At 61.0% G+C, this 24,001-nt stretch carries 22 protein-coding genes; 16 read left to right on the top strand and 6 right to left on the bottom strand.

Annotated features, from left to right (window positions below; all coding sequences use genetic code 11):
• Positions 1–38: 38 nt before the first annotated feature.
• The gene (locus tag L6D82_RS15135) at positions 39–959 is read right to left on the bottom strand and encodes a universal stress protein (protein ID WP_085746147.1); all 921 of its coding nucleotides are present in this window, start codon (positions 957–959) and stop codon (positions 39–41) included.
• Positions 960–1,305: 346 nt separating this feature from the next.
• On the opposite strand from L6D82_RS15135, the gene fnr reads away from it, so the two are divergent.
• Both fnr and L6D82_RS15125 read left to right on the top strand, forming a co-directional pair.
• Complete coding sequence (gene fnr, locus L6D82_RS15130) at positions 1,306–2,049, top strand: fumarate/nitrate reduction transcriptional regulator Fnr (protein WP_236190110.1); 744 nt, start codon at positions 1,306–1,308, stop codon at positions 2,047–2,049.
• Between the two features lie 22 nt (positions 2,050–2,071).
• The gene (locus tag L6D82_RS15125; protein ID WP_085746145.1) at positions 2,072–3,055 is read left to right on the top strand and encodes a zinc-dependent alcohol dehydrogenase family protein; all 984 of its coding nucleotides are present in this window, start codon (positions 2,072–2,074) and stop codon (positions 3,053–3,055) included.
• Positions 3,056–3,073: 18 nt separating this feature from the next.
• Here L6D82_RS15125 and L6D82_RS15120 read toward each other — a convergent pair whose 3' ends face one another.
• Positions 3,074–4,147, bottom strand: coding sequence for an NAD(P)-dependent alcohol dehydrogenase (locus tag L6D82_RS15120; RefSeq protein WP_102717581.1), 1,074 nt, complete (start codon positions 4,145–4,147; stop codon positions 3,074–3,076).
• Positions 4,148–4,366: 219 nt separating this feature from the next.
• On the opposite strand from L6D82_RS15120, the gene L6D82_RS15115 reads away from it, so the two are divergent.
• A complete protein-coding gene (locus L6D82_RS15115) occupies positions 4,367–5,293 on the top strand; it encodes a universal stress protein (protein ID WP_236190107.1) in 927 nt (308 codons plus the stop codon).
• A 13-nt stretch (positions 5,294–5,306) separates the two neighbouring features.
• Here L6D82_RS15115 and L6D82_RS15110 read toward each other — a convergent pair whose 3' ends face one another.
• Positions 5,307–5,858, bottom strand: coding sequence for a cytochrome b (locus tag L6D82_RS15110; protein ID WP_236190097.1), 552 nt, complete (start codon positions 5,856–5,858; stop codon positions 5,307–5,309).
• A 205-nt stretch (positions 5,859–6,063) separates the two neighbouring features.
• On the opposite strand from L6D82_RS15110, the gene L6D82_RS15105 reads away from it, so the two are divergent.
• From L6D82_RS15105 to L6D82_RS15075, 7 genes are read left to right on the top strand one after another with little or no spacing between them, the layout of a single operon-like run.
• Entirely contained in the window at positions 6,064–6,741 is a 678-nt protein-coding gene (locus L6D82_RS15105) for a thermostable hemolysin (RefSeq protein WP_102717584.1), read from the top strand.
• Entirely contained in the window at positions 6,731–8,212 is a 1,482-nt protein-coding gene (locus tag L6D82_RS15100; RefSeq protein ID WP_236190089.1) for an AMP-binding protein, read from the top strand. Before L6D82_RS15105 ends, L6D82_RS15100 begins: the two co-directional genes overlap by 11 nt.
• The gene (locus tag L6D82_RS15095) at positions 8,209–8,883 is read left to right on the top strand and encodes an iron-containing redox enzyme family protein (RefSeq protein ID WP_039767068.1); all 675 of its coding nucleotides are present in this window, start codon (positions 8,209–8,211) and stop codon (positions 8,881–8,883) included. The genes L6D82_RS15100 and L6D82_RS15095 overlap by 4 nt, the downstream gene beginning before the upstream one ends.
• Positions 8,870–9,679 (top strand): SDR family oxidoreductase, encoded by an 810-nt coding sequence (locus tag L6D82_RS15090; RefSeq protein WP_236190087.1) that lies wholly within the window; start codon positions 8,870–8,872, stop codon positions 9,677–9,679. The genes L6D82_RS15095 and L6D82_RS15090 overlap by 14 nt, the downstream gene beginning before the upstream one ends.
• Entirely contained in the window at positions 9,676–10,320 is a 645-nt protein-coding gene (locus tag L6D82_RS15085; protein WP_236190085.1) for a tetratricopeptide repeat protein, read from the top strand. The genes L6D82_RS15090 and L6D82_RS15085 overlap by 4 nt, the downstream gene beginning before the upstream one ends.
• Positions 10,321–10,331: 11 nt before the next feature.
• Entirely contained in the window at positions 10,332–10,994 is a 663-nt protein-coding gene (locus L6D82_RS15080; RefSeq protein WP_085687674.1) for a response regulator, read from the top strand.
• On the top strand, positions 10,991–12,358 hold the full coding sequence (locus tag L6D82_RS15075) for an ATP-binding protein (protein WP_236190066.1): 1,368 nt from the start codon (positions 10,991–10,993) through the stop codon (positions 12,356–12,358). Before L6D82_RS15080 ends, L6D82_RS15075 begins: the two co-directional genes overlap by 4 nt.
• A 21-nt stretch (positions 12,359–12,379) precedes the next feature.
• Here the strand turns inward: L6D82_RS15075 and L6D82_RS15070 are convergent, their stop codons facing one another.
• Positions 12,380–13,642, bottom strand: coding sequence for an MFS transporter (locus L6D82_RS15070; RefSeq protein WP_236190055.1), 1,263 nt, complete (start codon positions 13,640–13,642; stop codon positions 12,380–12,382).
• Positions 13,643–13,739: 97 nt separating this feature from the next.
• Positions 13,740–14,627 carry a LysR family transcriptional regulator gene (locus L6D82_RS15065; RefSeq protein WP_236190053.1) on the bottom strand — a complete coding sequence of 296 codons (888 nt, stop codon included), beginning with the start codon at positions 14,625–14,627 and terminating at the stop codon, positions 13,740–13,742.
• Positions 14,628–14,760: 133 nt separating this feature from the next.
• Between L6D82_RS15065 and L6D82_RS15060 the strand changes: the two genes are divergently transcribed.
• The 5 genes from L6D82_RS15060 to L6D82_RS15040 all read left to right on the top strand — a co-directional run bounded on the left by L6D82_RS15060 (position 14,761) and on the right by L6D82_RS15040 (position 22,184).
• Complete coding sequence (locus L6D82_RS15060; protein WP_236190051.1) at positions 14,761–16,410, top strand: GMC family oxidoreductase; 1,650 nt, start codon at positions 14,761–14,763, stop codon at positions 16,408–16,410.
• Between the two features lie 81 nt (positions 16,411–16,491).
• Complete coding sequence (locus tag L6D82_RS15055) at positions 16,492–18,114, top strand: MFS transporter (protein WP_236190049.1); 1,623 nt, start codon at positions 16,492–16,494, stop codon at positions 18,112–18,114.
• Between the two features lie 196 nt (positions 18,115–18,310).
• Complete coding sequence (locus L6D82_RS15050; protein ID WP_102717591.1) at positions 18,311–20,536, top strand: C1 family peptidase; 2,226 nt, start codon at positions 18,311–18,313, stop codon at positions 20,534–20,536.
• A gap of 16 nt (positions 20,537–20,552) precedes the next feature.
• Positions 20,553–20,972, top strand: coding sequence for a hypothetical protein (locus tag L6D82_RS15045; protein ID WP_236190047.1), 420 nt, complete (start codon positions 20,553–20,555; stop codon positions 20,970–20,972).
• Positions 20,973–21,110: 138 nt separating this feature from the next.
• Entirely contained in the window at positions 21,111–22,184 is a 1,074-nt protein-coding gene (locus tag L6D82_RS15040; RefSeq protein ID WP_158247901.1) for an SGNH/GDSL hydrolase family protein, read from the top strand.
• Between the two features lie 38 nt (positions 22,185–22,222).
• Here the strand turns inward: L6D82_RS15040 and L6D82_RS15035 are convergent, their stop codons facing one another.
• Positions 22,223–22,591, bottom strand: coding sequence for a DUF427 domain-containing protein (locus L6D82_RS15035; RefSeq protein WP_102717594.1), 369 nt, complete (start codon positions 22,589–22,591; stop codon positions 22,223–22,225).
• A 171-nt stretch (positions 22,592–22,762) separates the two neighbouring features.
• Between L6D82_RS15035 and L6D82_RS15030 the strand changes: the two genes are divergently transcribed.
• Positions 22,763–23,977: an MFS transporter gene (locus L6D82_RS15030; RefSeq protein ID WP_102717595.1), complete on the top strand. Its 1,215-nt coding sequence runs from the start codon at positions 22,763–22,765 to the stop codon at positions 23,975–23,977.
• The last annotated feature ends 24 nt before the right edge of the window (positions 23,978–24,001 follow it).

Here is a 24,001-nt window from a genome sequence, read left to right as displayed (position 1 = left end):
TTGATTTTTATCAACTGCAGGCCTGACAGCGCTGACTTTCACTCGGAGGGCTGCGGCGGTTTGACGATCATCAGACTGCAGGGAGCCTGGTTCAACACGCTCTCGACGATACTGCCGATGAACCGGTGTTTGCCGTCGGGATACAGCGTGCCCAGCACCACCATGTCAAAAGCGTGCTGCCGGGCAAACAGGCCGATGACCTTTTGCGGGATGCCGGTCAGCAAGTGTCTGCATGAACTCTGGATGCCATAGCGTTCGGCGAGTGCTTCGAAAGCTTCTTGCTGGGCGTCCTCGATTGCACCTTTCAGACTGCCATCCAGGCTGCCTGTCGGCACACTTGCGGCCCCATCACCCATAACCGCCCAGCAACCGACATTGAGCAGGTGCAGCGTCGCGTCGCAGCCGGCCGCCAGTGTGGAAGCGAGGTCGAGTATCCGGTCGTTCAACCCTTGCGTCAGTTCTTCCAGATGCGACAGATCGACCGCCGCAAGAATTTTCATTGGCCTGGCATGCCCGGCGTGGGTCACCAGGTGCAGGTGTGCCGGACATTCGCGCAGCAAGTGCCAGTCCAGCGGGCGATGAAAGGCGCGGTCGAGTGCCGGGACGTAATGGGTATCCTTGATGACCAGGTCCGGATGAAAGTCATTCACGTACTCAAGCACGTGCGCCAGGTTCGATCTGGCCCAGACCACTTCAGTGGTCACGTTCAAGCCAATGCATCGTTTGAAGCGGGCCTGCTGCTCCAGCCAGTGCCGATGCACTTGCAGATACCCTTCCCGCGCCTGGGCCATTGCTTCCGGTGCAAACAGCCCGGCCGCTGCCAGCACCGGGACATAATCGAACGCGACGATGTGCAACAGCGCTCCGCTCGCACCACCCAGCGCATAGGCGCGTTCAAAGGCCGGGGTCAGGATCATTTCACCCGGGGCTATCAATAGAATGCGTTTGAGTTTGAGCATCACGTGCCTCTCCCCGAAACGTGTATCTGGAAGATTGCAAACTTCATTTCCTGTGCCGGAACCCGGGCGTCGAAGCACGCACAAAGGCTTGATGCATGACGTCCCCCAGCGTGGTCACAACAGGCAATGCTGTCGTTCAAGTATCTGGCGGCGTTCGTGCGCAGTACTGATTTTTATCAATTGAGTCGGCGTTGCGTCACAGCAGTGATGCATGACTCATTTCCAATACGCCTGGATATTCGACAGCAACGGCTCCGTTCGTCGTTTCAGCTGGGCTCACGACACTTTTTGCGTGTCCAAGGCGCCTTGAGAACTATGCTCAACAGGTGACGGGGAGGGTTTCCTGGTGGCAGAAACTCGCGCGTACCACGACCAGCATCTCAAAACCGCATGCTCCAGTTGCAGCGTGCTGGAGCTCTGTCTGCCGCTCGGCTTGACCGGTGGGGAAATCGAGCGTCTGGACACGCTGATCGTGCAGAGATCGAAGGTCAAAAAAGGTGTGGCGCTCCACCGTGCCGGCGACCCCTTGCGCTCGCTTTATGCCGTGCGGCTGGGCTCGTTCAAGACCAGCGTGCTGTCGATCGACGGTCGCGAGCAAGTCACCGGGTTCCAGATTGCCGGTGAAATGCTCGGTCTGGACGCCATCAGTTCGGATCTGCACACCTGCGATGCAGTCGCGCTGGAAGACAGCGAAGTCTGCCCCATCCATTTCGGTCATCTGGAAAAACTGGCCAGGGAGCTGCCATCACTGCAGCACAACCTGAACAAGATCCTCAGCCGGGAGATCGTTCGCGATCACGACATGCTGATGATGCTGGGCAACATGAGCTCGGATGAACGCTTGGCAGCGTTCCTGTTGAACATGTCGCAACGCTTGAACTCTCGTGGTTATTCGTCGCGCTGCTTTGTGTTGAAGATGCGTCGGGAGGAGATCGGCTCTTACCTTGGCCTGCGCCTCGAAACCATCTGTCGCGGCATCGCCCACCTGCGCGACATGGGGCTGGTGGAAATCACCGGCCGCGACGTCACCATTCAGAACATGGATGGGCTCAAGCAGTTGATCGTCGGCTGCCATCGTCACCTGCGGTGACCCTGCCGACGGGAGCGACGTCATGCGCGCCATGGTTCTGCACCGCCCCGGCCAGCCTTTGATACTTGAAGAGCGGCCCATTCCCACGCCCGGCTCACACCAGTTATTGATCAAGGTTTTGGCCTGCGGGGTGTGCCGTACCGATCTGCATCTGGTCGACGGTGAGTTGCCTCAGGCACGGTTGCCACGGGTGCCGGGGCATGAGGTGGTCGGCGCCGTCTCGGCCGTCGGTAGCGATGTCGGGCCCGAATGGGTCGGCCGAAGGGTCGGCGTTCCCTGGCTGGGCCGAACCTGCGGTCAGTGTTCGTTTTGCCGCACGGGCCGGGAAAACCTTTGCGACAAGGCCCAGTTCACCGGTTGCCATCTCGACGGTGGTTATGCCGAGTACCTCGTGGCCGACGCCCGTTTCTGCCTGGTCATTCCTGAAACCCTTTCCGATACCCAGGCTGCGCCGCTACTGTGCGCAGGGCTGATCGGTTTTCGCGCATTGCAAATGGCCAGGGAGGCGCGCCATTTGGGGCTTTACGGTTTCGGGGCTGCGGCGCATCTGGCGATTCAGGTCGCACGCGCACGCAAACAGAAGGTGTATGCCTTTACACGACCGGATGACAGCGAAGGCCAGCGCTACGCCCGATCGCTGGGCGCCGAATGGGCCGGGCCTTCGGATCAGCCACCGCCACACCTGCTCGATGCCAGTCTGATCTTCGCCCCGGTCGGGGCCCTGGTGCCGTTGGCGCTGGCTGTCACGGCCAAAGGGGGGGGCGTGGTCTGCGCCGGAATTCACATGAGTGACATTCCGGCCTTCCCCTACCGGCTGCTGTGGGGCGAGCGCAGCGTCCGCTCGGTGGCCAACCTGACCCGCGAAGATGGCACGGCTTTTTTCGCGGAGCTGCAGCACGCCCCGGTGCACTGCGACACCACCCTGTTTGCGCTCGAAGAAGCCAATCAGGCACTGGAGCGATTGCGCGCCGGGCAATTCAACGGCGCGATCGTGCTCGTCCCGTGAGCGGCAGGACCTGCACCTTCACGGTGTAATCGCCACTTTCATCACTCCGTCACGCTGGTGCGCAAACAAGTCATAGGCTGCTTCGATGTCATCCAGTTTGAATCGGTGAGTCACCAGCGGTGACAGGTCAACCATGCCGCTCTGCACGACCGCCATCAAACGCCGCATACGCTCTTTCCCGCCGGGGCACAGGGTGGTGACGATGCTGTAATCGCCCAACCCGGCCGCAAAGGCGTCGAGGGGTATGTGCAGGTTGCTCGAGTAAACACCCAGGCTCGACAAGCGGCCGCCCGGACGCAGCACGCGCAACGCCGATTCAAAGGTACCTTGTGTGCCCAGTGCCTCGATCGCGACATCGACACCGCGCCCATCGGTGAGGGCCATGATCTGCTCGACCACATCGCCCTCGCGAAAATTGACGACATGCGTGGTCCCCAATCGACGCGCTACCGTCATGCGTTCGGCCACCGCATCGACACCGATGATCGTGCTGGCGCCTTTGAGCCGGGCACCGGCGACTGCACACAGACCAATGGGGCCGAGGGCGAATACGGCGACGCTGTCGCCGATGCTCACCTCGCCCCGTTCGGCACCGGAAAAACCGGTGGACATGATGTCAGGACACATCAGCACTTGTTCATCACTGAGGCCGTCCGGTATTGGACACAGATTGGCCATGGCATCGGGCACCAAGACGTATTCGGCCTGGCAGCCATCGATGGTGTTGCCGAACTTCCACCCGCCGATGGCCCGGAAACCATGACGAGTGTCCGGCCCGTCCTGAGAACCACAGCCACACAGGCAAGCATAACTTTGCCCACTGGGAGTGATGGCGCCGGCAATCACGCGTTGCCCCTCTACAAACCCGCGCACCTGTGATCCCAGACGCTCGATGAAGCCCACCGGCTCGTGACCGACCGTCAAACCCTGCGCCACCGGGTATTCGCCGCGCAGGATATGCACATCCGTACCGCATATAGTCGTGGTGGTTATTCGAATCAAAGCGTCCTGCGGGCCAACTTCGGGGATCGGCTTGTCGTCGAGCACGATGCGATTGTTCTCGACGAAAATCGCGGCTTTCATGGTGGCCATGAGCATTCTCCTGAGGGATTCGACTCGTAACCCAGCCTGCGCCGCACGGTCTGGCCAGCGTTTGATAATGATCAACAATCGACGACATCCACCTCGATTGACCACCCGTCTGACGGCGTTCTGCCGACTATCGGTTGTTTGACAAAGATCAAACGGCCACCCCGCGCCTGGCGCAGCCTGTAACCATCGGTTCAAGTGTCCTGCCAAAGGAGAGTCGTCATGTCAGAGCAATCGCGTTACATGCTGGTCGCCTCACCCCTGATGGAAAACAACCCTGCCTTCGACCGTGCAGCGGCACTGGCCAAGGCGGCGGGCGCGGCCCTGCACATCGTGGCTTTCGATTATCTGGAAGGTCTGGCGACCGCCAGCATGGTCAACGAGCAAGCACTGGAACAGATGCGAATCGGCTATATCGAGCGTCATCGTCAGTGGCTCGAAGAGCGGGCGCATTCGATGCGCAAGCTCGGGGTCACCGTCACCACGGAAGTGGTGTGGGTGGAACGGCCCTTACAGGAAATCCTCATTCACCTCAGAGAACAGCCCATGGCGGCGTTGATCAAGGCGCTGGAGCCGGAATCGCTCCTGTCACGGTTGATGTTCACCCCGCTGGATATTCACCTGCTGCGCGAATGCCCGGTGCCGCTGCATTTCGTCAGCCATGTCGGGCATGCCCTGCCGCGCAAGATCCTGGCCGCCGTGGACCCGTTCCACCGTGACGGGCAGTACGCCGGCTTCAACGACCGGATCCTGCGCGAGGCCGCCAAACTGGCCAGCCTGTGCAATGCCGAACTCGACGTGCTGTATGCCCATGATCTGTCATCGATCAGCGCCAATGAATTCGGCTTCGACAATGCCTCGGCGTTCTTCTCCTCCAGCGCCGCCAGGTCCCTGTTCGATGCCCAGGCCGAGGCGTTCCGCGAACTGGCCGAGCGCAACGGGATTGCGGACGAGCGTCAGCACATGGTCATGGGCAACCCGGCCAAGGTGCTCTTCAGCTACGCGAGCGGGTATGACATCGACATGATCGTCATGGGCCGCGTCGGCCATCGCGGCGCAGGCCGGCTGGTCGGCAGCACGGTAGAACACCTGCTGTACAAGATTCCGTGCAGCGTATGGGTGGTGTCGCCGGAACACCTGGCTGACTGAGCAGGCCTGGTCCTCAGGAGCGATTGCGCCCGCCCAGCATCCGGTCCAGGGTGTCGTCGCCAACCCAGTAATGATGGAACAGTCCGGCAGCGGCGTGCAGGCCGATCAGCCAGTAACCGGCATTGCCGATCAGCTCGTGCCAGTACTTGATCTGCTTGGCCAGGTCCGGATCGACCGCCACCGGCGCCGGCACATGAAAGCCGAAATACGGAAAAGGTTTGTCGCCGGCCGCGAGCATCAGCCAGGCCAGCACCGGGGTGGCGATCATCAGCCCATACAGCGCCAGGTGCATCAGGTGCGCGATTGCCGTCTGCCAGGCAGGCGGTTTGGGGGTGATCGGCGGACGCGGCGTCAGGCGGCCAAACAGGCGCACCCACACCAGGACGAAAATGCTCGCGCCGAACACTCCGTGCAGGCCCATTAACAGGCCCCGCGCTTCGCTGCCTCGGGGCATGAAGCCTTTGATTTCAACGCAGGCATACACGCCCACGAACAGCGCCAGCATCAGCCAGTGCAAGGTTATCGACAGTTTTCCATAACGGGGTGCGGCCATGTCGCGGGTCATAGTTGCCTCGTGATTGTTGTAAGCGACGGCCGACTCGTTCGGCTGTCTCGATCCGGTTGCCGGGCGAACCGACGGCGTCACACTGCCGTGACAGTCTTAAGACAATCTGAAGATCCGTCGTTCGTTAACCTTTTTTCACCTTCAGACTTCGTTAAGAAATGGTCCGGATACTCCACTCAAACCTATTGAGGGAGGCGTTCAGCCCATGCCCGATTCTGACTGGAACATCCACCTGCCCCTGCGTTTTGGCCAAGGCGAAACAACGCAGATGCAGCTGTCGAGCGCCCAACCCGGCGACGCTCAACGGGCGGCGTTCGAAGCGTTTATTCAACAACGTTTTCGCAAGGCCCACGGCGCCGATATCCGCCATTTCATGCCTGAACTGTTTGGTGTGCACAACGACTCCGGGGACTTGTGCGCGGTCGCTGGAGTACGTCGTGCGCACCTTGAACCACTTTTTCTCGAACGTTACCTGGATGAACCGATCGAGCCGTTGATCAGCGCGGCGGCAGACCATCCGGTGGAGCGCAGCGCGATTGTCGAAGTCGGCAACCTTGCCGCCAACGACACCGGCAGCGCGCGCCTGAGCATCATTGCGATCACTTATCTGTTGGCCATGGGCGGTCTGGAATGGGTGACCTTCACCGGCAATATCGGGCTGGTCAACAGCTTCCATCGCCTGGGTCTGAAGCCGGTGACGCTGTGCGCCGCTGACCCGGAGCGTCTGGGCGATGACCGTCACCACTGGGGCAGTTACTACGAAAGCAAACCCTGGGTGCACGTGGGCAATATCCGCTCCGGTTTCATCCATCTGCGCAACATCGGTCTGTTCAGTCGGCTGGGATTGCCGACTTCTGTCGAAGGAGCCTGCCATGTCGCTTGAACGTCAACGATTCCAGGAAACCCTGCGCAGCCATGCAGGGCGCAATGACAACGCGCTGGCGTTATGGGGCGACACCCTGAAAGTCAGTTACACGACGCTGTACGCCGAAGTGATGTACCGCCAGCAACGCTTGCGCGATGAAAACGTGAAGGTCATTGCCCTGGCACTGGACAACGGTGTCGAGGCCATACTCTGGGATCTGGCGGCGTTGTTTGAAGGCTTGACGTGCGTGCCCCTGCCGCCGTTCTTCAGTCCGGCACAACGTGCCCATTGTCTGGAACAAAGCCAGGCCGAAAGAGTGATCGCCGAACCGGAGCTGGAGCCAGAATTGCTCGCCGCCGGTTATGAACAACGCGGTGAATTCTGGTGCCGCGCCTTTGAAGGCCCGAACCGCCTGCCAGTCGGCACCGCCAAACTGACGTTTACCTCCGGCACCACCGGCACACCGAAAGGCGTGTGCCTGAGCGCCGACAGTCTGCTGCGGGTCGCTCGGGAGCTGGAAGAGGCCAGCAAACCCACAGCCCCTCAACATCACGTGGCGTTGCTGCCGCTGGCGATCCTGCTGGAGAACCTCGGGTGTTACGCCGCGCTGTACGCCGGCGCGACGCTGAGCGTGCCGAGCCAGAAAACCCTGGGCATCCAGGGCGCCAGCGGCGTCGACCTGCCGCGCTTGCTGGGCTGTCTGGCCAGCCGGGCACCCGAGAGCCTGATTCTGGTACCGCAATTGCTGTTGCTACTGGTCAGCGCTGCCGAACAGAAAGCCTTCGATCCGCAATCGCTGCGCTTTGCCGCCGTTGGTGGCGCACGGGTTTCCGAGGATCTGCTGCACCGCGCGCAACGGGTCGGCCTGCCGGTCTACGAAGGCTACGGCCTGTCCGAGTGCGCCTCGGTAGTCTGTCTCAACCGGCCTGGGGCTCGACGTCCGGGCAGCGTCGGGCGGCCCCTGCCCCACGTCGACGTGCGCGTGGCCGAAGACGGTGAGGTGTTGATCAAAGGCTCGACCCTGCTCGGTTACCTTGGCGAACCGGCGTACACCGATGAGTGGTGGCCCAGCGGCGATCTGGGCGAGTTCGACCCGGAAGGTTTTCTCTACCTCAAGGGCCGCAAGAAGCATCAGTTCGTCACCAGTTTCGGGCGCAACGTCAACCCGGAATGGGTCGAGTCCGAACTGACCCAGCGCCATCACATCGCCCAGGCCTTTGTTTACGGCGAGGCCTTGCCGCACAACCACGCCCTGCTCTGGCCGCACCGTCCGGACTGCACCGATGCTCAGTTGGCGGCCGCCGTCGCCGCTGCCAACGAGGCCTTGCCCGATTACGCCCAGGTGCATCACTGGACACGTCTCAAACAACCTTTCACGGCCGCCAACGGCCTGCTCACCGCCAACGGTCGCCCGCGCCGTGAGGCAATCGTCGCGCAGTACCGTGCCGTGCTTACCGAATCCGCCCTTTCCGAGGAATCCGCACCATGAGTTTTTTCGACACCCTGCAAGAAGCCACGCACCAGGAACGCCACGAGCTGTTCAATCTGCCGATCATCCTCGATGCGCTGCAAGGCAAGGTCAGCCTTGAAAGCTATCGCGCGTTTCTCGCCCAGGCCTACTACCACGTGCGTCACACCGTACCTCTGATGATGGCCTGTGGTGCACGCCTGCCGACGCACCTGGAATGGCTGCGCAAAGCCGTATGCGAATACATCGAAGACGAATACGGCCACGAGCAATGGGTGCTCAACGACATCGAGGCCTGTGGCGGTGACCGTAACGCCGTGCGTGATGGCCAGCCGTCGCTGCCGATCGAGCTGATGGTCAGTTTTCTCTACGACCTGATCGCCCGAGGCAATCCGGTCGGGCTGTTTGGCATGGTCAACGTGCTGGAGGGCACCAGCATCGCCCTGGCCACCCACGCCGCGGGCAGTATCCGCGAGCGTCTGGCCCTGCCGGAAACGGCGTTCAGCTACCTCAGTTCCCACGGCTCGCTGGACATCGAGCACATGCAAACCTATCGCCGGCTGATGAATCAGTTGGAAGATCCGGCCGACCAGGCGGCGGTGATCCATGCCTCGAAAGTCGTCTATCGGCTCTACACCGACATGTTCCGCGGCCTGCCCCGTGACGCGGAGGCTCAACATGCAGCTGCATGAAGCCCGTGTGGTGTTGACCGGTGCCAGCGGCGGCATCGGGATGGCGATCACGCGTGCCTTGTGCGCTGCCGGTGCGCAGGTCCTGGCGGTCGCGCGGCATCAGGAATCGCTGCGCCCGTTGCTTGACCTTTACCCACAGAACCTGTGCTGGGTCGCTGCCGACCTGACATTCCTCAGCGACCGCCGCAAGGTGCTGGCCGCCGCCGAGGCCATCGGCGGCATCAACCTGCTGATCAACGCCGCCGGGGTCAATCATTTCGCAATGCTGGAACAGCTCGACGACAGCGACATCAACGCCATGCTGGCGGTGAACATCAGTGCGCCGATCTGCCTGACCAAACTGTTGCTGCCGCTGCTCAAGCAGGCCGACAGTGCCATGGTGGTCAACGTCGGCTCGACCTATGGTTCGATCGGTTATCCAGGTTATGCCAGTTACTGCGCGACCAAGTTTGCCTTGCGCGGATTTTCCGAGGCCTTGCGCCGAGAGTTGGCGGATACCCGGGTCGGTGTGTTGTACGTGGCGCCCCGCGCCACACGCACCGCCATGAACAGCCCCGCCGCCCAGGCATTGAACGACGCACTCAAATCCAGCGTCGACGATCCGCGAGCCGTCGCTGCCGCCGTGATCCATGCGATTGCCGGTGATCGCCGCGACCTCTATCTGGGCTGGCCGGAGCGCTTCTTCGTACGCCTCAACAGCCTGCTGCCCAATCTGGTGGATCGCGGCTTGCGCAAGCAATTGCCATTGATCCGTCGCCTGAGTGAAAAACCTGAAAACGAGACGCCGAAACCATGAAAAAAATTCTCGCCTGTTTGCTGCTGGGCGCCCTCAGTCAAAGTGTCTGGGCGCTGGACGCTGCCGATCAACAACGCCTCAACAGCATCCAGCAGAGCTGGGCGCACATCCAGTACGAAACACCGGAAAAACAGCGCGCCGCTGCATTTGAACAGTTGGCCGTCCAGGCAACGCACTTCGCCACGGAACGTCCGGCCGTCGCCGAGGCCTGGATATGGAAAGGCATCGTCACCAGCAGTTGGGCCGGTGCCGAGGGCGGGCTCGGGGCCCTGGGCAAAGCCAAGGACGCCAAAGCCGATCTGGAAAAATCCCTGAACCTCGACCCCAAGGCATTGCAAGGTTCGGCCTACACCAGCCTCGCCGCGCTGTACGATCGGGTACCGGGATGGCCGATCGGGTTCGGCGACAGCGACAAGGCTGAACAACTGCTCAAACAAGCCCTGCAACTCAACCCGGACGGCATCGACAGTCTGTACTTCTGGGGCGATCACCTTTACCGTCAAAAACGCTACGCTGAAGCCAAAGCAGCGCTGCTCAAGGCCCTGCAAGCCGCTCCTCGCCCAGGCCGGGAAAGTGCCGATGCCGGGCGCCGCAAAGAGATCGCTGCGTTGCTGGTGGACGTGAACAAGAAACTCGACTGACAGGAGTCCGTGTGCGTTTATTACTGATCGAGGATGACGTGGCCCTCGGCGAGGGCATTCATCAGGCGCTGGGGCGCGAGGGTTACACCGTCGACTGGCTCAAGGACGGCAGCAGCGCCCTGCACGCCCTGCTCAGCGAAACCTTTGATCTGGCGGTGCTCGATCTCGGCCTGCCGCGCATGGATGGGCTCGAAGTCCTGCGCCGTCTGCGCGCCAGCGGCTCGAACCTGCCGGTGCTGATCCTCACCGCCCGTGATGCCACCGAAGACCGCATCGCGGGGCTGGACGCCGGCGCCGACGACTACCTGATCAAACCCTTCGACCTGGCCGAGCTCAAGGCCCGCCTGCGCGCCCTGCTGCGGCGCAGTGCCGGACGCGCGCAGATGCTGATCGAACATGCCGGCATCAGCCTCAACCCCGGCACCCAGCAAGTCAGCTACCTGGGGCAGCCGGTGGTGCTCACGCCCAAGGAATATCAGTTGTTGCACGAACTGCTCTCGCCGCCGGGTCGGGTCATGACCCGCGACCACCTCACACAACTGCTCTACGGCTGGAACGAAGAAGCCGAAAGCAACACTCTCGAAGTGCACATTCATCACCTGCGCAAGAAATTCTCCACCGACCTGATCCGCACCATCCGTGGTGTGGGTTATCTGGTGGAGGAGCGCCGATGACCTCGATCCGGCGCCGCACCCTGACCCTGATCATCGGCCTGATGCTCGCCGGTCTGACCGTGCTCAGCCTGTTCAATCTGCACGACAGCAACCACGAAATCGCCGAAGTCTACGACGCGCAACTGGCGCAGAACGCACGGTTGCTGCAAGGCGTGATGCGCATGCCGTTGCCGGGGCAGGAGCACGCGGATCTTTATCGGGCGTTCAACTCGGCCCTGGCTGAAGCCGTGCCCAAGGGTGACGGCCATCCCTACGAGAGAAAGCTCGCCTTTCAGGTCTGGAATGCCAAGGGCGAGGTCCTGGTGCATACCGCCAGCGCGCCCTCCTTCAGCACGCCGCCGATCCAGCCAGGCTTCAGTGATGTGGTGGATTTGAACAAGCGCCACTGGCGGGCGTTTGTCCTGGAAGACCGACAGAACGGTTTGCGCATCTGGGTGGGTGAACGCGGTGACGTGCGAGCGGATCTGGTTGACCGGATCGTCCGCCATACCCTGTGGCCGAACGTGATCGGCAGTCTGATCCTGGCGGCGATGATCTGGCTGGCCATCGGCTGGGGGCTCAAGCCCCTGGCCAATATGGCGGCGACGCTACGCGCCAGGCACAGCGGCTCCCTAGAACCGCTGCAACTGACGCCGCTGCCCAGCGAACTGGAACCGATGCAGGCCGCGCTCAACCGCATGCTTGCGCAGATCCAGGAAGTGCTCGGTCGGGAACGCCGGTTCATCGCCGACGCCGCCCACGAAATGCGCACGCCGCTGGCGGTTCTGCGGGTACACGCGCAAAACCTGCTGGAATCCGGCACCGAGCAGGAACGTCGCGAGTCACTCGAGTTTCTGATTGCCGGCGTGGATCGAACCAGCCGACTGGTCAATCAGTTGCTGACCATGGCCCGCCTCGAACCCAAGGCCAGTGCGCCTGCCAACCAACGCATCGACCTTGGCGACACCGTGCGCAACAGTCTGGTGCAACTCACGCCATGGTTGCTGAGCAAGCATCTGGAACTGGCCTTCGACGTCAGCGAACAACCTTTTCCAGCGTTCGCCGATGCTGCCACCATCGACATTGCCCTGAACAACCTCATCACCAACGCCGCCAACTTCTCTCCGGAGCAAGGCGTGATCAGCGTGCAATTGACCCAGACCGACGGGTTTTACCATTTGAGCGTTGAAGATCAGGGACCGGGTATCGATGAAGCGGACCGGGCACGATTGTTCGAACGGTTCTACAGCCGGGGCAATCCCGAGGGCGCGGGCCTGGGGCTGACCATCGTCAATACCATCGCGACGCGTCTGGGCGGGCGAATCACACTGGAAAACCGGGTCGAGGGCGGTCTGAGGGCGACGCTGTCGATTCCCGCCGGTTGAACAAGTCTTGCGACCGTTGAGTCATGGCGCACCCATCGGCGGCGCCTTGCCTTGCAGGACCATTGAGTCGGCATCGGATCGCTGCGCCGTCTCCGGCACCGCCACCCAAAGCAGCACCAGCGCCGCCATCGCTACCCCCGCCAAGGTCAGGAACGCAGCGCTGTATCCCGCCTCCTGAACCACAATCCCCGCCAGGCTATTGCTCAACGCTGCGCCCAGTCCAAACACCGTCGAAATCGCCCCGAGGCTAACATTGAAATGTCCGGTCCCCTGCGTCAGGTCTTTCACCACCACCGGAAACAGCGCGCCGAAAATCCCCGCGCCGATGCCATCGAGCAACTGCACCGAAACCAGCCACCACGGATCGTTCGACAGCACATACAACACGCCACGCAACGGCAAAATCAGAAACCCCGCCAGCAGCAATGGCTTGCGCCCCCACAGATCGGCCTTCGCCCCCACCAGCAGCGCGACCGGCACCATCACCAGTTGCGCCGCGACGATGCAGGCAGACGTGAGCGGCGTGGCCATCTGCAGATTGGCCTGCGCCAGCTTCTGACTCACCAGCGGCAACATCGCCGCGTTCGCCAGATGAAACAGCGCGCAGCAAATCGCAAACATCAGCAACGGTCGGTTGGTGAGCAACACGGAAAAGCCCGAGGGCTGCTTGCCCTGCCCCGTTTCGCTGGGCTCCAGTCCTCGGGCGAGATCGTGGTCAATCGCGTCTGCCGACACAAAGGAAACGGCAATCACACTGGCCAGCGCCATGACCGCCATCAAATAAAACACCGCGACCGGGCCGAACAGGTACGCGGACAAACCGGCCAACAACGCGGCGCAGGCGTTGCCGGCGTGATTGAAAGTTTCGTTGCGCCCGGTTCTTCGCGTGAAGGCACGAGGCCCGGTAATGCCGAGGGTGATCGCGCAAATGGCCGGCGCGAAAATCGAAGCGGCGACGGCACTGATAGCTTGCGTCACCGCCACCAGGCTGAACGACGTCACAAACGGCAGCAGCAGACAGCTTGCGGTGACCACCAGCGCGGCAATCGCAATCAGCGACCGTTTGAAGCGTGTGCTGTCGACCAGCGCGCCTGCCGGGGTCTGCGTGATGAGCGCGGCGATCCCGGCAATCGTCATCACCAGACCAATGCTCGCCGGCTCCCAGTGATGAACCGCCAGCAGGTAAATCGCCAGATAAGGACCGAGCCCGTCACGCACGTCGGCGAGGAAGAAATTCAGGCTGTCGAGGGACAGGTTATTGCGGCGATCGAGGTGAGTGGCCACGGGTAACGTCTTCGTTGTCGAGGTTCTGCGAGATGACTCAACCTCCGCAAATCGAATGACCTTTTGCCAAGCGTTTTAGTTGCATGAAACAGCTTCTTTACTGGCCCATCAACAATTCGCGCTCGCCTTCGCACAACCCCACCACGTAATCCCAGACCACCCGCAACCGCACCGACTTGTGCAACTCCCGCCGCGTACTGATCCAGTAACTGCGCTCGATGCTCTCATCGGGCAACAGCGGCACCAGATCCGGGTCCGACGCCGCCATGTAACAAGGAAGAACGGCAATGCCGAGACCTGAGCGCGCCGCCTGCTGCTGAGCGATCACGCTGGTGCTGTGAAACACCACCCGTGGGTTGCGGCAGAAGCTGTTGAGAAACATCAGCTCCTGACTGAACAGCAGATCATCGACATAGCCGATCCACGCATGCCGGCCAAGATCCTCGCGGCTGCGCAGCGGCGGCGCACCGCCCAGATAGCTCTGGCTCGCATAGAGGGCGAGCTTGTAATCAGTCAGTTTGCGGGTGACCAGCATGTCCGCCGCCGGCCGCTCCAGGTGAATGCTGATTTCCGCCTCGCGGTTGAGAATGCTGACGAAGCGCGGCACCGCCACCAGCTCCACTTCCAGCCCCGGATAACGCTCGAACAACCCGATCATGCGGCTGGCCAAAAACATGATGCCCAGCCCCTCCGTCACGCCGACGCGAATCTTGCCCAGCGGTGCGGTGGATTGGGTGATTTCTTCCTGAGCCAGCAGCGCGACGTTTTCCATGGCTTCGGCATGTTTGAGCAGCGCCTCCCCCGCCGGGGTCATTTCGTAGCCTTGGGCGTGCTGGACGAACAGCGCGGTGCCGAGGCTTTTTTCGATGGCCTCGATATGCCGGGCGACGGTGGCGTGCGTGGTGTTCAGGCGGCGGGCGGCAGTGAGCAAGCGGCCGCTGCGCTGCAACTCGAGAAAGAACCGCAGGTCGTTCCAGTCGAACATGGCTTGTCCTTGTCGGCTATCGTCAGGGAGCGCTGTTTGAAAACGCACAGCGGCTGCGCAAAAACTAACATTCTTTTGACGAAAGCTAACAACTAGGATGACCGACAACAAAAACAATAAGCGAGGTCAGGGAATGCAGACTTCCCTCGATGAATTCGATTACATCGTGGTCGGTGCCGGGCCGGCCGGGTGTTTGCTGGCCAATCGGCTGTCGGCGGATCCACAGCAGCGCGTGCTGTTGCTGGAGGCCGGCGGGCGCGACAACTACCCGTGGATTCACATCCCCGTGGGTTACCTGTTCTGCATCGGCAACCCGCGCACCGACTGGTGCTTCAAGACCGAAGAACAACCGGGCCTCAACGGCCGCGCGCTGAGTTATCCGCGCGGCAAGGTGCTGGGCGGCTGTTCGTCAATCAACGGCATGATCTACATGCGTGGCCAGGCCAACGACTATGACGGCTGGGCCGCCGAGGGCAATCCGGGCTGGGCCTGGAATGACGTGCTGCCGCTGTTCAAGCAGAGCGAAAATCACTTTGCCGGCGCGGCGGACTTTCATGGCGACAAGGGTGAGTGGCGAGTCGAACGCCAGCGCCTGTCGTGGCCGATTCTCGATGCGTTCCGCAGCGCTGCCGAACAGAGCGGCATCGCCAGCATCGATGACTTCAACCAGGGCGACAACGAGGGTTGCGGCTACTTTCAGGTCAATCAGAAGGCCGGGGTGCGCTGGAATGCGGCGAAGGCGTTTCTGAAGCCGATTCGCGATCGGGCCAATCTCACGGTATTGACCGAAGTCGAAGTGGATCGCGTTCTGTTTGAAGACGGCCGCGCCTCGAAAGTCAGCGCCCGTTGGCAAGGTCAACAAAAGAGTTTCAAGGCGCGCAAGGAGATCGTGTTGTGCGCCGGCTCCGTGGGCTCGCCGAGCATTCTGCAACGCTCCGGAATCGGCCCGCGTCCGCTGCTCGAAAAGCTCGGGATCGGCGTGGTGCATGAGCTGCCGGGCGTCGGCGGCAATCTGCAGGATCACCTGCAACTGCGGCTGATCTACAAACTGGAAAACGCCCGCACCCTCAACCAGATCGCTGGCAGCGTGTGGGGCAAGATGGGCATGGGCCTGCGCTATCTGTATGACCGCAGCGGGCCTTTGTCGATGGCGCCGAGTCAGCTGGGCGCGTTTGCCCGATCCGGGCCGGAACAGACCTCGGCCAACCTCGAATATCACGTGCAGCCGCTGTCGCTGGAGCGTTTTGGCGAACCGCTGCACAGCTTCCCTGCGTTCACCGCGTCGGTGTGTGATTTGCGGCCGCAGAGCCGGGGCCGAATAGAGATCCGTTCCGCCGATCCGCAAGAAGCCCCGCTGATTCAACCCAATTACCTCAGCCATCCCGAAGACCTGCGCGTGGCCGCCGATGCGATTCGCCTGACCCGGCGCATCGTCAGCGCCCCGGCCCTGCAAGCCTTCAACCCGGTGGAATACCTGCCAGGCGCCAGCCTGCAAACCGAAGAACAACTGCACGAAGCGGCGGCGAAGATCGGCACGACGATTTTCCACCCGGTCGGCACCTGTCGCATGGGTAATGACGCGGACGCGGTGGTCGATGCGCAACTGCGGGTGCATGGCGTGCCGGGCCTGCGGATTGCCGATGCGTCGATCATGCCGCGCATTACCTCGGGCAACACTTGTTCGCCTACGCTGATGATTGCTGAAAAAGCGGCTCAGCTGATTCTCACCCCAACCGCCCGGAGTTTTCCCGCCGAAGAAAAAGCACTGACCGCACTCTCTTGACCAAAGGAACAGCGGCGCACGCCCACAAGGTCGGCGCCGACAGTGGAAACAAGAAAAACAATCACTGTGAGGGATACCGATATGTCAGAACACGCTCAACCGCTGGACGCCGTGCGCAGCACGGACGCCAGCCCCGATACCCGAAAGGTCATCTTCGCCTCGTCCCTGGGGACGGTGTTCGAGTGGTATGACTTCTTTCTCTACGGCGCCCTGGCGGCGGTCATCAGCAAGCAGTTCTTCGCCGGAGTCAACGACACCACCGCGTTCATCTTCGCGCTCATGGCGTTTGCTGCAGGCTTCATCGTGCGGCCGTTCGGGGCGCTGGTGTTTGGTCGATTGGGGGACATGATCGGGCGCAAATACACCTTCCTCGCGACCATCATCCTGATGGGCGTGGCGACCTTCGCCGTGGGCCTTCTGCCTACCTACGCCAGCATCGGCATCGCCGCGCCGATCATTCTGGTGATACTGCGCATGCTGCAGGGCCTGGCCCTCGGCGGCGAATACGGCGGCGCTGCGACTTACGTGGCGGAGCACGCGCCGATCGGCAAGCGCGGTTTCCACACCAGCTGGATTCAATCCACCGCGACCCTCGGTCTGCTGCTGTCGCTGCTGGTTGTGCTCGGTTGCCGCTACTTCACCGGCGATCAATTTGAAGTCTGGGGCTGGCGCATTCCGTTCCTGCTGTCGATCGTGCTGCTGGGCATTTCCACCTGGATTCGCCTGAGCCTGCATGAGTCGCCGGCCTATCTGAAGATGAAAGAGGAAGGCAAGACCAGCAAGGCGCCGATCCGCGAATCCTTTGGTAAATGGGAAAACCTCAAGGTCGTGCTGATCGCACTGTTCAGCATCAACGCCGGCCAGGCGGTGACCTTTTATGCGGCGCAGTTCTACGTGCTGTTCTTCCTCACCCAGTTCCTGAAAATGGACCCGGCGGTGGCCAACAGTCTGCTGATCATCAGCGTGGTGATCGGTGCACCGTTCTTCATCATTTTCGGCTGGCTGTCGGACAAGGTCGGGCGCAAACCGGTGCTGATGCTCGGCCTGCTGCTGGCCACGGCGCTGTACTTCCCGATCTTCAAATCCCTGGCCCACTACGCCAACCCGGCCATCGACCACGCCAGCCGTCAGGCACCGATCACCGTGGTGGCTGACCCGGCGACCTGCACCTTCCAGTTCGATCCGGTGGGCAAGGCCAAATTCGACAGCCCGTGCGACAAGGTCAAGACCTTCCTGGTCAAGCAAGGCCTGCCCTACTCCAGCGTCGCCGCCCCAGCGGGCAGCACGGTGCAGGTGAGCGTCGGCGATGTGAAACTCGACGGCTTCGACGAAGCAGCCTTACGCGGCGCCATCACCCTCGCCGGTTATCCGCAACAGGCTGACATGCAGCAGATCAACAAACCGATGATCGTGGCCCTGATCGTCGGCCTGATCATCATCTCCGCCATGTGCTACGGCCCGCTCGCGGCGCTGATGGTCGAACTGTTCCCGACCCGCATCCGCTACACCTCGATGTCCCTGCCGTACCACATCGGTAACGGCTGGTTCGGCGGTTTCCTGCCGACCGTGTCGTTTGCGCTGGTGGTGTACACCGGGGATATTTTCTATGGGCTGTGGTATCCGGTTTTGATCACCGGGGTGAGCCTGGTGGTGGGCATGATCTGTTTGCGGGAGACCAAGAATATCGACCTCGACAAGAACTGATGCAGGCTGTCGCTGACGGGGCAGTTCCTCGTCAGCGACGTACCGTGCGGCCACTCGTCGGCGCTGTAGAACTTCTCGCGGGTCCCAATTTGCTTCGGCAAAAACTCGTCTACGATAAATCAGACCAATAGACCCTACGACGCAGAAAAGCGTTCGTGGCGTGGGGGTACGAGCCTCTGGACCCGAGGATCCTCCCATGCCTGCCAGCCTGTTTTCGTTCGCCAAAAATTCGATCACCCTCGACGCCCGTCCGGATCGCCTGGATCTGCGCGATCGCCTTTTCACTCCACGGGCGCAATCACTCCCCGCCTCCTTTCCGTCGGACGAGGACATTACCGGCAAACTGGCCGATTACCTCGGCCGGGGCATGGTGCTGTATCAGGGCAACGAAGGGGCGTGTACCGGTTTCGGACTTTCGGCGGTGATCAACTACCTGTTGTGGCGGCGTGACAGTCAATCGGTGCTGACCAGCCCGCGCCAGCTCTATCACCTGGCCAAGCTCTATGACGAATGGCCGGGTGAAGACTATGCCGGCTCCAGTTGCCGTGGTGCGTTGAAAGGCTGGCACAAACACGGTGTCTGCGAGAGAAGTCTCTGGCCCTACACCGTCGCACCGAACGGCTCGGTACCCGACTTTGAGGCACCCACCGACAACTGGGCAGAGGATGCCGTGACGCGGCCCCTGGGTGTTTACTATCGGGTTGAAAAGGATGACATCACCGCAATGATGGCGGCGCTGTATGAAACCAATGCGCTGTATGTCTCGGCCAATGTGCACAAGGGCTGGGATCTGCCAGCCACAGGCAAACCGGGTCCCAAGGTGTTCCAGAGCACCTCCCAGCTGCCTGTCATCAAGTGGAAATCAAAAGTCGAAGGCGGCCATGCCTTCGCTCTGATCGGCTACACCCACGAAGGTTTTATTGTGCAGAACTCCTGGTCCACAGACTGGGGCTTTTCGGGCTTCGCGATCCTGACCTACGAGGACTGGCTGGCCAACGGCACCGATGCCTGGACCGTTGCCCTCGGTGTGCCGATCAAGCACGGCGCCATCACACGCAGCACCAGACCTTCGAACAGCCGCAACGTTGTTCAGTCGGCATTTCTGGGGGCCCTGCCCTCCGCAAGCGCAAAGCGCGAGGGCATGTCACTGCTCTCCTTCGATTCTTCGATGGTTACCCGCAAGGGACCGCCCGCTCTGACCACGGATCAAGCCTATGGAATGACCGTGGTCATGGAGAACAACGGCAGCATCGGCCCGCGCCTCACCGATGTAGAGAATGTGCGCGCAGGCGTGGCCCGAATCGTCCGGGAAGCTCCGAAGGTCTGGTACGGCAATCTTCCTGATGCAACCCGACCCGACAAATTGCGTATCGCCGTGTTCTCCCACGGCGGGCTGAACAACGAAGCCGACTCGATCAAGCGCATTTGTGCGATGGCCCCGTACTTTCTCGAAAACGGTATCTATCCGTTATTCGTCACCTGGCGCACCGGGGTTCTGGAAACGCTGATGGACATCGTCAAGGACACATTGCCCGGCTTGTTCCCCGAGGCAGGCGGCTTCGGTGACATTTTCAAAGTGGTCAAGGACAAGGCCGCCGAAGGCCTCGATCGCACGGTGGAAATGATCACCAAAAAACTCGGTGGCGACCAGTGGAGCCAGATGAAACAGAATGCCGAGGCCGCAGCGGTCAGCGGTTTCACGCCCCGTGGTCTTGTGGAAATGACCCTGAACCTGCAGGCGCTGGTCAATGATCTGGGCGCCGATAAAGTCGAACTGCACCTGATCGGGCATTCGGCGGGGTCACTGATCAACGGACATCTGATTCGCCTGCTCTGGGCCAGGCACCTGCCAATTGCAACCTCGACCCTGATGGCTCCCGCGTGCACCCTCGATTTCGCCAACCGGACTTATCGCAGTGTCATCGAAGGTGGCGGACTGCAACGCGATGATTTCCACATGCACATCATGTCGGACAAGCGCGAACAGGATGACAATGTCATCGGTGTCTATCACAAATCACTGCTTTATCTCGTCTCCCGTTCCTATGAAGAATTGCAACGCATGCCCCTGCTGGGCATGGCCAAGAGTCTGGATGGCGCGTACCAGGATTTCAGCGATCCCAAACTCAGCGAATGGAACATCGCCGCGCAAGACATGACGACTCAATGGAACGCTTTTTTCTGGGACAACGACGTTCCTGCCGGCTTTGCCGCGACCGGTAGCGGTCTCACGCACCCCCGGGCGTCAACCCTGCACATCTATAACGACCCGAAAATGACCTATGGGCCACACACCAAGGCCGACACCTCGCATGGCGGGTTCGATAACGACTTGAACGTGATGACCACCACACTCAAGAACATCCTTGGGCTCGACGCCGACGCCAGGCTGGATCAACCCTTCATTGACCTGGATTATTGAGCTACGGAGAGCGCTCATGGCTCCTTCAGTCATCGCGCCACCGGGCGCACAGACGTTGCTGCACAGTGTGCAGATTCAGGCCAATGACCCCTGGTGCCCGACATCGGTAATGCTTGCCGTCGGTCAACGCTATTTCTTCCGCGCCACCGGCAACTGGTTCGACTGGCACGAAGAACACAACGTCAACGGCGCGGCCGTCCCGAAGCTGAAACTGTTTCTGCCACTCATCCGGTGCAAGGCACAAGGTGCCACATGGTTCACCCTGATCGGTTCGATCGACAAGGATTCGCACAGTTTTTTTCCCATCGGTGATGGCAGCCGCTGGCCGAACGGTTGGGTCGCACCGGCCAGCGGACAACTCAGGTGCTTCGCCAACGACGTGCGGTTGATGTATCGCAACAACACAGGCGCGATCACCCTGCAGGTCTGGACTTAGGTGCCTTCCTGTCGCTATGCAGAAGTGCTGAACAGTCTGGACGTAGCAGCACCCTGAAGACGTCGTTCGGACTCAATGAATGGAGCCGGCAACGCGCCGGTTCCCGAGCGTTTTTTCCGACAAAAAGAGACTGCCGACATGAATTACGAAAGTGAAGACGCACTGGCAAAAATCAACCTGGCCATCTGGCAACATGAGCAGCCCGCACAAAAAATGGCACCGGGCGCCGCTGGGGGATTCTTCTTTGGTTCCGATGGTGTGGATGTAGTTGCCCAGGGAGATTCCTGGTTCGACTACTTGCCAGGGGTGGACATCATCAAATGGCTCAAGCTGACATCCGGCTACAAGATCAAGAACTTCGCCACGGGCGGCGACACCCTGGAAAATATGGTGTACGGCACTGAAATCAAAGAAGGATCATGGACCCGGAAACCGACGGAATTCGTCGAGGTACTGGCAGAAATCAAACGCACGAAACCGGCGTTCTTTCTGTTTTCGGCCGGTGGCAACGACATCGCCGGGGACGAGTTCGCATCGTTTCTGAACCATGCCGACAGTTCGCCTCCTTCTCTACTGCGAACCGCATACGTCACCGACATCATCGACCGGGTGTTTCGAGGTGGTTACGAAGACATGATCAAGAAGGTCAAGGCTGCCAGCCCCAAGACCAGAATCATCTTCCACGGCTACGGCCGCGCCGTTCCGACCGGTAAAGGTGTGGTCAACATCGGCAACTATCGCTTCATCGGACCGTGGATCCGTCCGTCGCTGACCCGCAAGAACATTCTCGACCCACAGGTGCAGCGCAAGATCGTGGCGGACTTTATCGATCAGCTCAACGTGATGCTCCAGTCAGTCGCCAACAGCCATCAAGACGTCTACTTCCTCGACCTGAGAAACTTGATCAACGACGATGACTGGATCAACGAACTGCATCTGAATGCACTCGCATACAAACGTGTAGCGCAGGTGTTCGAGAATAAAATGGACGCACTGTTATCACCGAAGCTGGCGGCCATCCAGACGAAAGCCAAGGCGGTCGCACAGGCGTCGTTCCAGTTGCTTGAACAATCGTTGGAGAGCACCCAACCGGGGGCGCCGGCCCAGGCTCATCGTGCGGCAGCTGCGCCACCACCGGCCATCAAGCACACACGAAGCCGCAAAGCGGAGTCGGCGAAAGCCAAATCGACGACCCGGCGCAAAGGCAAGTGAGCATCAACCGGCCGCCCTCTGCGGGCGGCCGGTTGCGTTCAGACCTCGGCATCCAGCAATTCGAATTTCACCTGATCAGGGTAGAACGCAACATAGTCCTTGATTTGACTGACTGATATTTTCGGATGCTCGTACGTCCACACCGCATTCGCTCCTTCATGCCCCGGCACTTGCAGACTGAAATAGTTGGCATCGCCCTTGTACGGGCAGTAGGTGGTGTGGTCGGTGCGGGCGAAGTATTTCTCGTCGATATCCTCGCGCGGGATGTAGTAGACCGGCGGGTAATTGGCTTCGAGCAGCACCAGCGCTCGAGCCGAGGCGGCGACTTGTATGCCGTGGAATTTCACAAGGAGGCAGCCTGGCTGCTCGGCGATGGTGATGACGGGACTGGGACCGGAAGTTTTCATCGGTTTCTCCTGACTGCGGCGAAGGCACCGGTTCAGGTATAACCCATGCGGGGGAATCTCGTCGGGTTCGCAGCCGAACGGTTTTTCTCCGATCAGATATGACCGCCGCTTGCGGAGGCGGCGGATTCTGGTTTCATATCACGCCCAAAACGCCCACCGACAGGAGTCATCATGCGCAAGGATTACCTGGCTTTTTTCATCTCGCTGTTCCTGTCGCGGCTGGCGGACCAGATCCTGTTGTTCATCGTGCCGTTGGTGGTATTCCAGACCACCAACAGCGCGTCCTGGGCGGGGCTTGCATTCTTCGTCGAGTCGCTGCCGCGCTTTCTCGCGTTTCCGCTGTGCGGGGCCCTGTGCGACAAGTTCTCGCCCATCAGAATCCTGCACATCAGTCAGGTCTACCGGGCGCTGCTCTGCGTGCTGGCAGTAGGGCTTTATGCCGTCTTCGGCGGTATCGCATGGCTGGTGGTGCTGTCGGCGCTATGCGGCGTGCTGACTACTCAGGGCATCATGGCCCGCGAAGTGCTGATGCCGCATATTTTCCAGCACTACAGCTACACCAAAACCCTTTCCTACTCGCAGATAGCCGACCAGACCGGACTGGTTCTGGGGCCCTTGGTGGCGGCATTGCTGCTGGAGTTTTCGGCTTGGCACTGGGTGGTGCTGTGGGTGGCCGGACTGTTCCTGCTGGCCGACCTCAGCATGCTGGTGTGGCAACGTTTCAGCCGTATCACTCTGGAGGTGTTCGAGCAGCATCAGGACATCTGGCTGCAGCCTCTGCGCATCGCTTTCAGGCATATCCGCGAACTGGCGGAGCTGAAAAAGATCATCACCCTGGCAGTCGGGGTCAACCTGATTGTCGGGGTCACCCTGGCCACTTCGGCGGCCATGGTGCTCGGTCAATACAGCGCCGGCAAGGACGACTACGCCGTGCTGCAAGCGGCTGGCGCGGTGACCACCATCGTGATTCTGTTTTTCCTCGCCCGGGTGGTATTGCCGTTGCGCGTACTGGGTGGCGTTGCCTGTTCGATGCTCGCCGCCGGCGCCTTCATCAGCGCCCTGAGCCCGAACCTGGCGGGTTATGTGCTGGGTTTCCTGCTGATCGTCGGTTTCGACAAGATGTTCAACGTTTACATGCGCAGCATTCGCCAGCGAGTCATTCCCCCGCAGGACTTCGGCAAGACCGTGGGCGTGATCACCCTGCTCAACAACTTGTCGCAACCGCTGGCCGGTCTGCTGGTCGCACTGCTCGCCGCGCCATTGGGGACGCAACGTGTGATTCTGATTCTGGCCGTGCTGGCGACGCTGCTGGGCGTGGCGGCTCTCTGGTGGTTTGCCAGAGTACGTAATGCCCACGCCACGTCGATCCTCGAGACCGAGCAGTAACGGATTTCACTGTCGTAGAGCGAT

This window comes from Pseudomonas paraglycinae, from assembly GCF_021601625.1.
GTDB lineage: Bacteria > Pseudomonadota > Gammaproteobacteria > Pseudomonadales > Pseudomonadaceae > Aquipseudomonas > Aquipseudomonas paraglycinae.
Note: the sequence above shows the minus strand (reverse complement) of the source record. Positions and strands in the feature narration are given on the sequence as shown.

Excerpts from the sequence above, each read along its gene's own strand:
- L6D82_RS15105 (WP_102717584.1), top strand. The coding sequence starts at position 6,064 with ATGCCCGATTCTGACTGGAACATCCACCTGCCCCTGCGTTTTGGCCAA.
- L6D82_RS15075 (WP_236190066.1), top strand. The coding sequence starts at position 10,991 with ATGACCTCGATCCGGCGCCGCACCCTGACCCTGATCATCGGCCTGATG.
- L6D82_RS15095 (WP_039767068.1), top strand. The coding sequence starts at position 8,209 with ATGAGTTTTTTCGACACCCTGCAAGAAGCCACGCACCAGGAACGCCAC.
- L6D82_RS15115 (WP_236190107.1), top strand. The coding sequence starts at position 4,367 with ATGTCAGAGCAATCGCGTTACATGCTGGTCGCCTCACCCCTGATGGAA.
- L6D82_RS15045 (WP_236190047.1), top strand. The coding sequence starts at position 20,553 with ATGGCTCCTTCAGTCATCGCGCCACCGGGCGCACAGACGTTGCTGCAC.
- L6D82_RS15040 (WP_158247901.1), top strand. The coding sequence starts at position 21,111 with ATGAATTACGAAAGTGAAGACGCACTGGCAAAAATCAACCTGGCCATC.
- L6D82_RS15120 (WP_102717581.1), bottom strand. The coding sequence starts at position 4,147 with ATGGCCACCATGAAAGCCGCGATTTTCGTCGAGAACAATCGCATCGTG.
- L6D82_RS15050 (WP_102717591.1), top strand. The coding sequence starts at position 18,311 with ATGCCTGCCAGCCTGTTTTCGTTCGCCAAAAATTCGATCACCCTCGAC.
- L6D82_RS15090 (WP_236190087.1), top strand. The coding sequence starts at position 8,870 with ATGCAGCTGCATGAAGCCCGTGTGGTGTTGACCGGTGCCAGCGGCGGC.
- L6D82_RS15055 (WP_236190049.1), top strand. The coding sequence starts at position 16,492 with ATGTCAGAACACGCTCAACCGCTGGACGCCGTGCGCAGCACGGACGCC.
- L6D82_RS15035 (WP_102717594.1), bottom strand. The coding sequence starts at position 22,591 with ATGAAAACTTCCGGTCCCAGTCCCGTCATCACCATCGCCGAGCAGCCA.
- L6D82_RS15100 (WP_236190089.1), top strand. The coding sequence starts at position 6,731 with ATGTCGCTTGAACGTCAACGATTCCAGGAAACCCTGCGCAGCCATGCA.
- L6D82_RS15110 (WP_236190097.1), bottom strand. The coding sequence starts at position 5,858 with ATGACCCGCGACATGGCCGCACCCCGTTATGGAAAACTGTCGATAACC.
- L6D82_RS15030 (WP_102717595.1), top strand. The coding sequence starts at position 22,763 with ATGCGCAAGGATTACCTGGCTTTTTTCATCTCGCTGTTCCTGTCGCGG.
- L6D82_RS15125 (WP_085746145.1), top strand. The coding sequence starts at position 2,072 with ATGCGCGCCATGGTTCTGCACCGCCCCGGCCAGCCTTTGATACTTGAA.
- L6D82_RS15060 (WP_236190051.1), top strand. The coding sequence starts at position 14,761 with ATGCAGACTTCCCTCGATGAATTCGATTACATCGTGGTCGGTGCCGGG.
- L6D82_RS15085 (WP_236190085.1), top strand. The coding sequence starts at position 9,676 with ATGAAAAAAATTCTCGCCTGTTTGCTGCTGGGCGCCCTCAGTCAAAGT.
- L6D82_RS15065 (WP_236190053.1), bottom strand. The coding sequence starts at position 14,627 with ATGTTCGACTGGAACGACCTGCGGTTCTTTCTCGAGTTGCAGCGCAGC.
- L6D82_RS15135 (WP_085746147.1), bottom strand. The coding sequence starts at position 959 with ATGCTCAAACTCAAACGCATTCTATTGATAGCCCCGGGTGAAATGATC.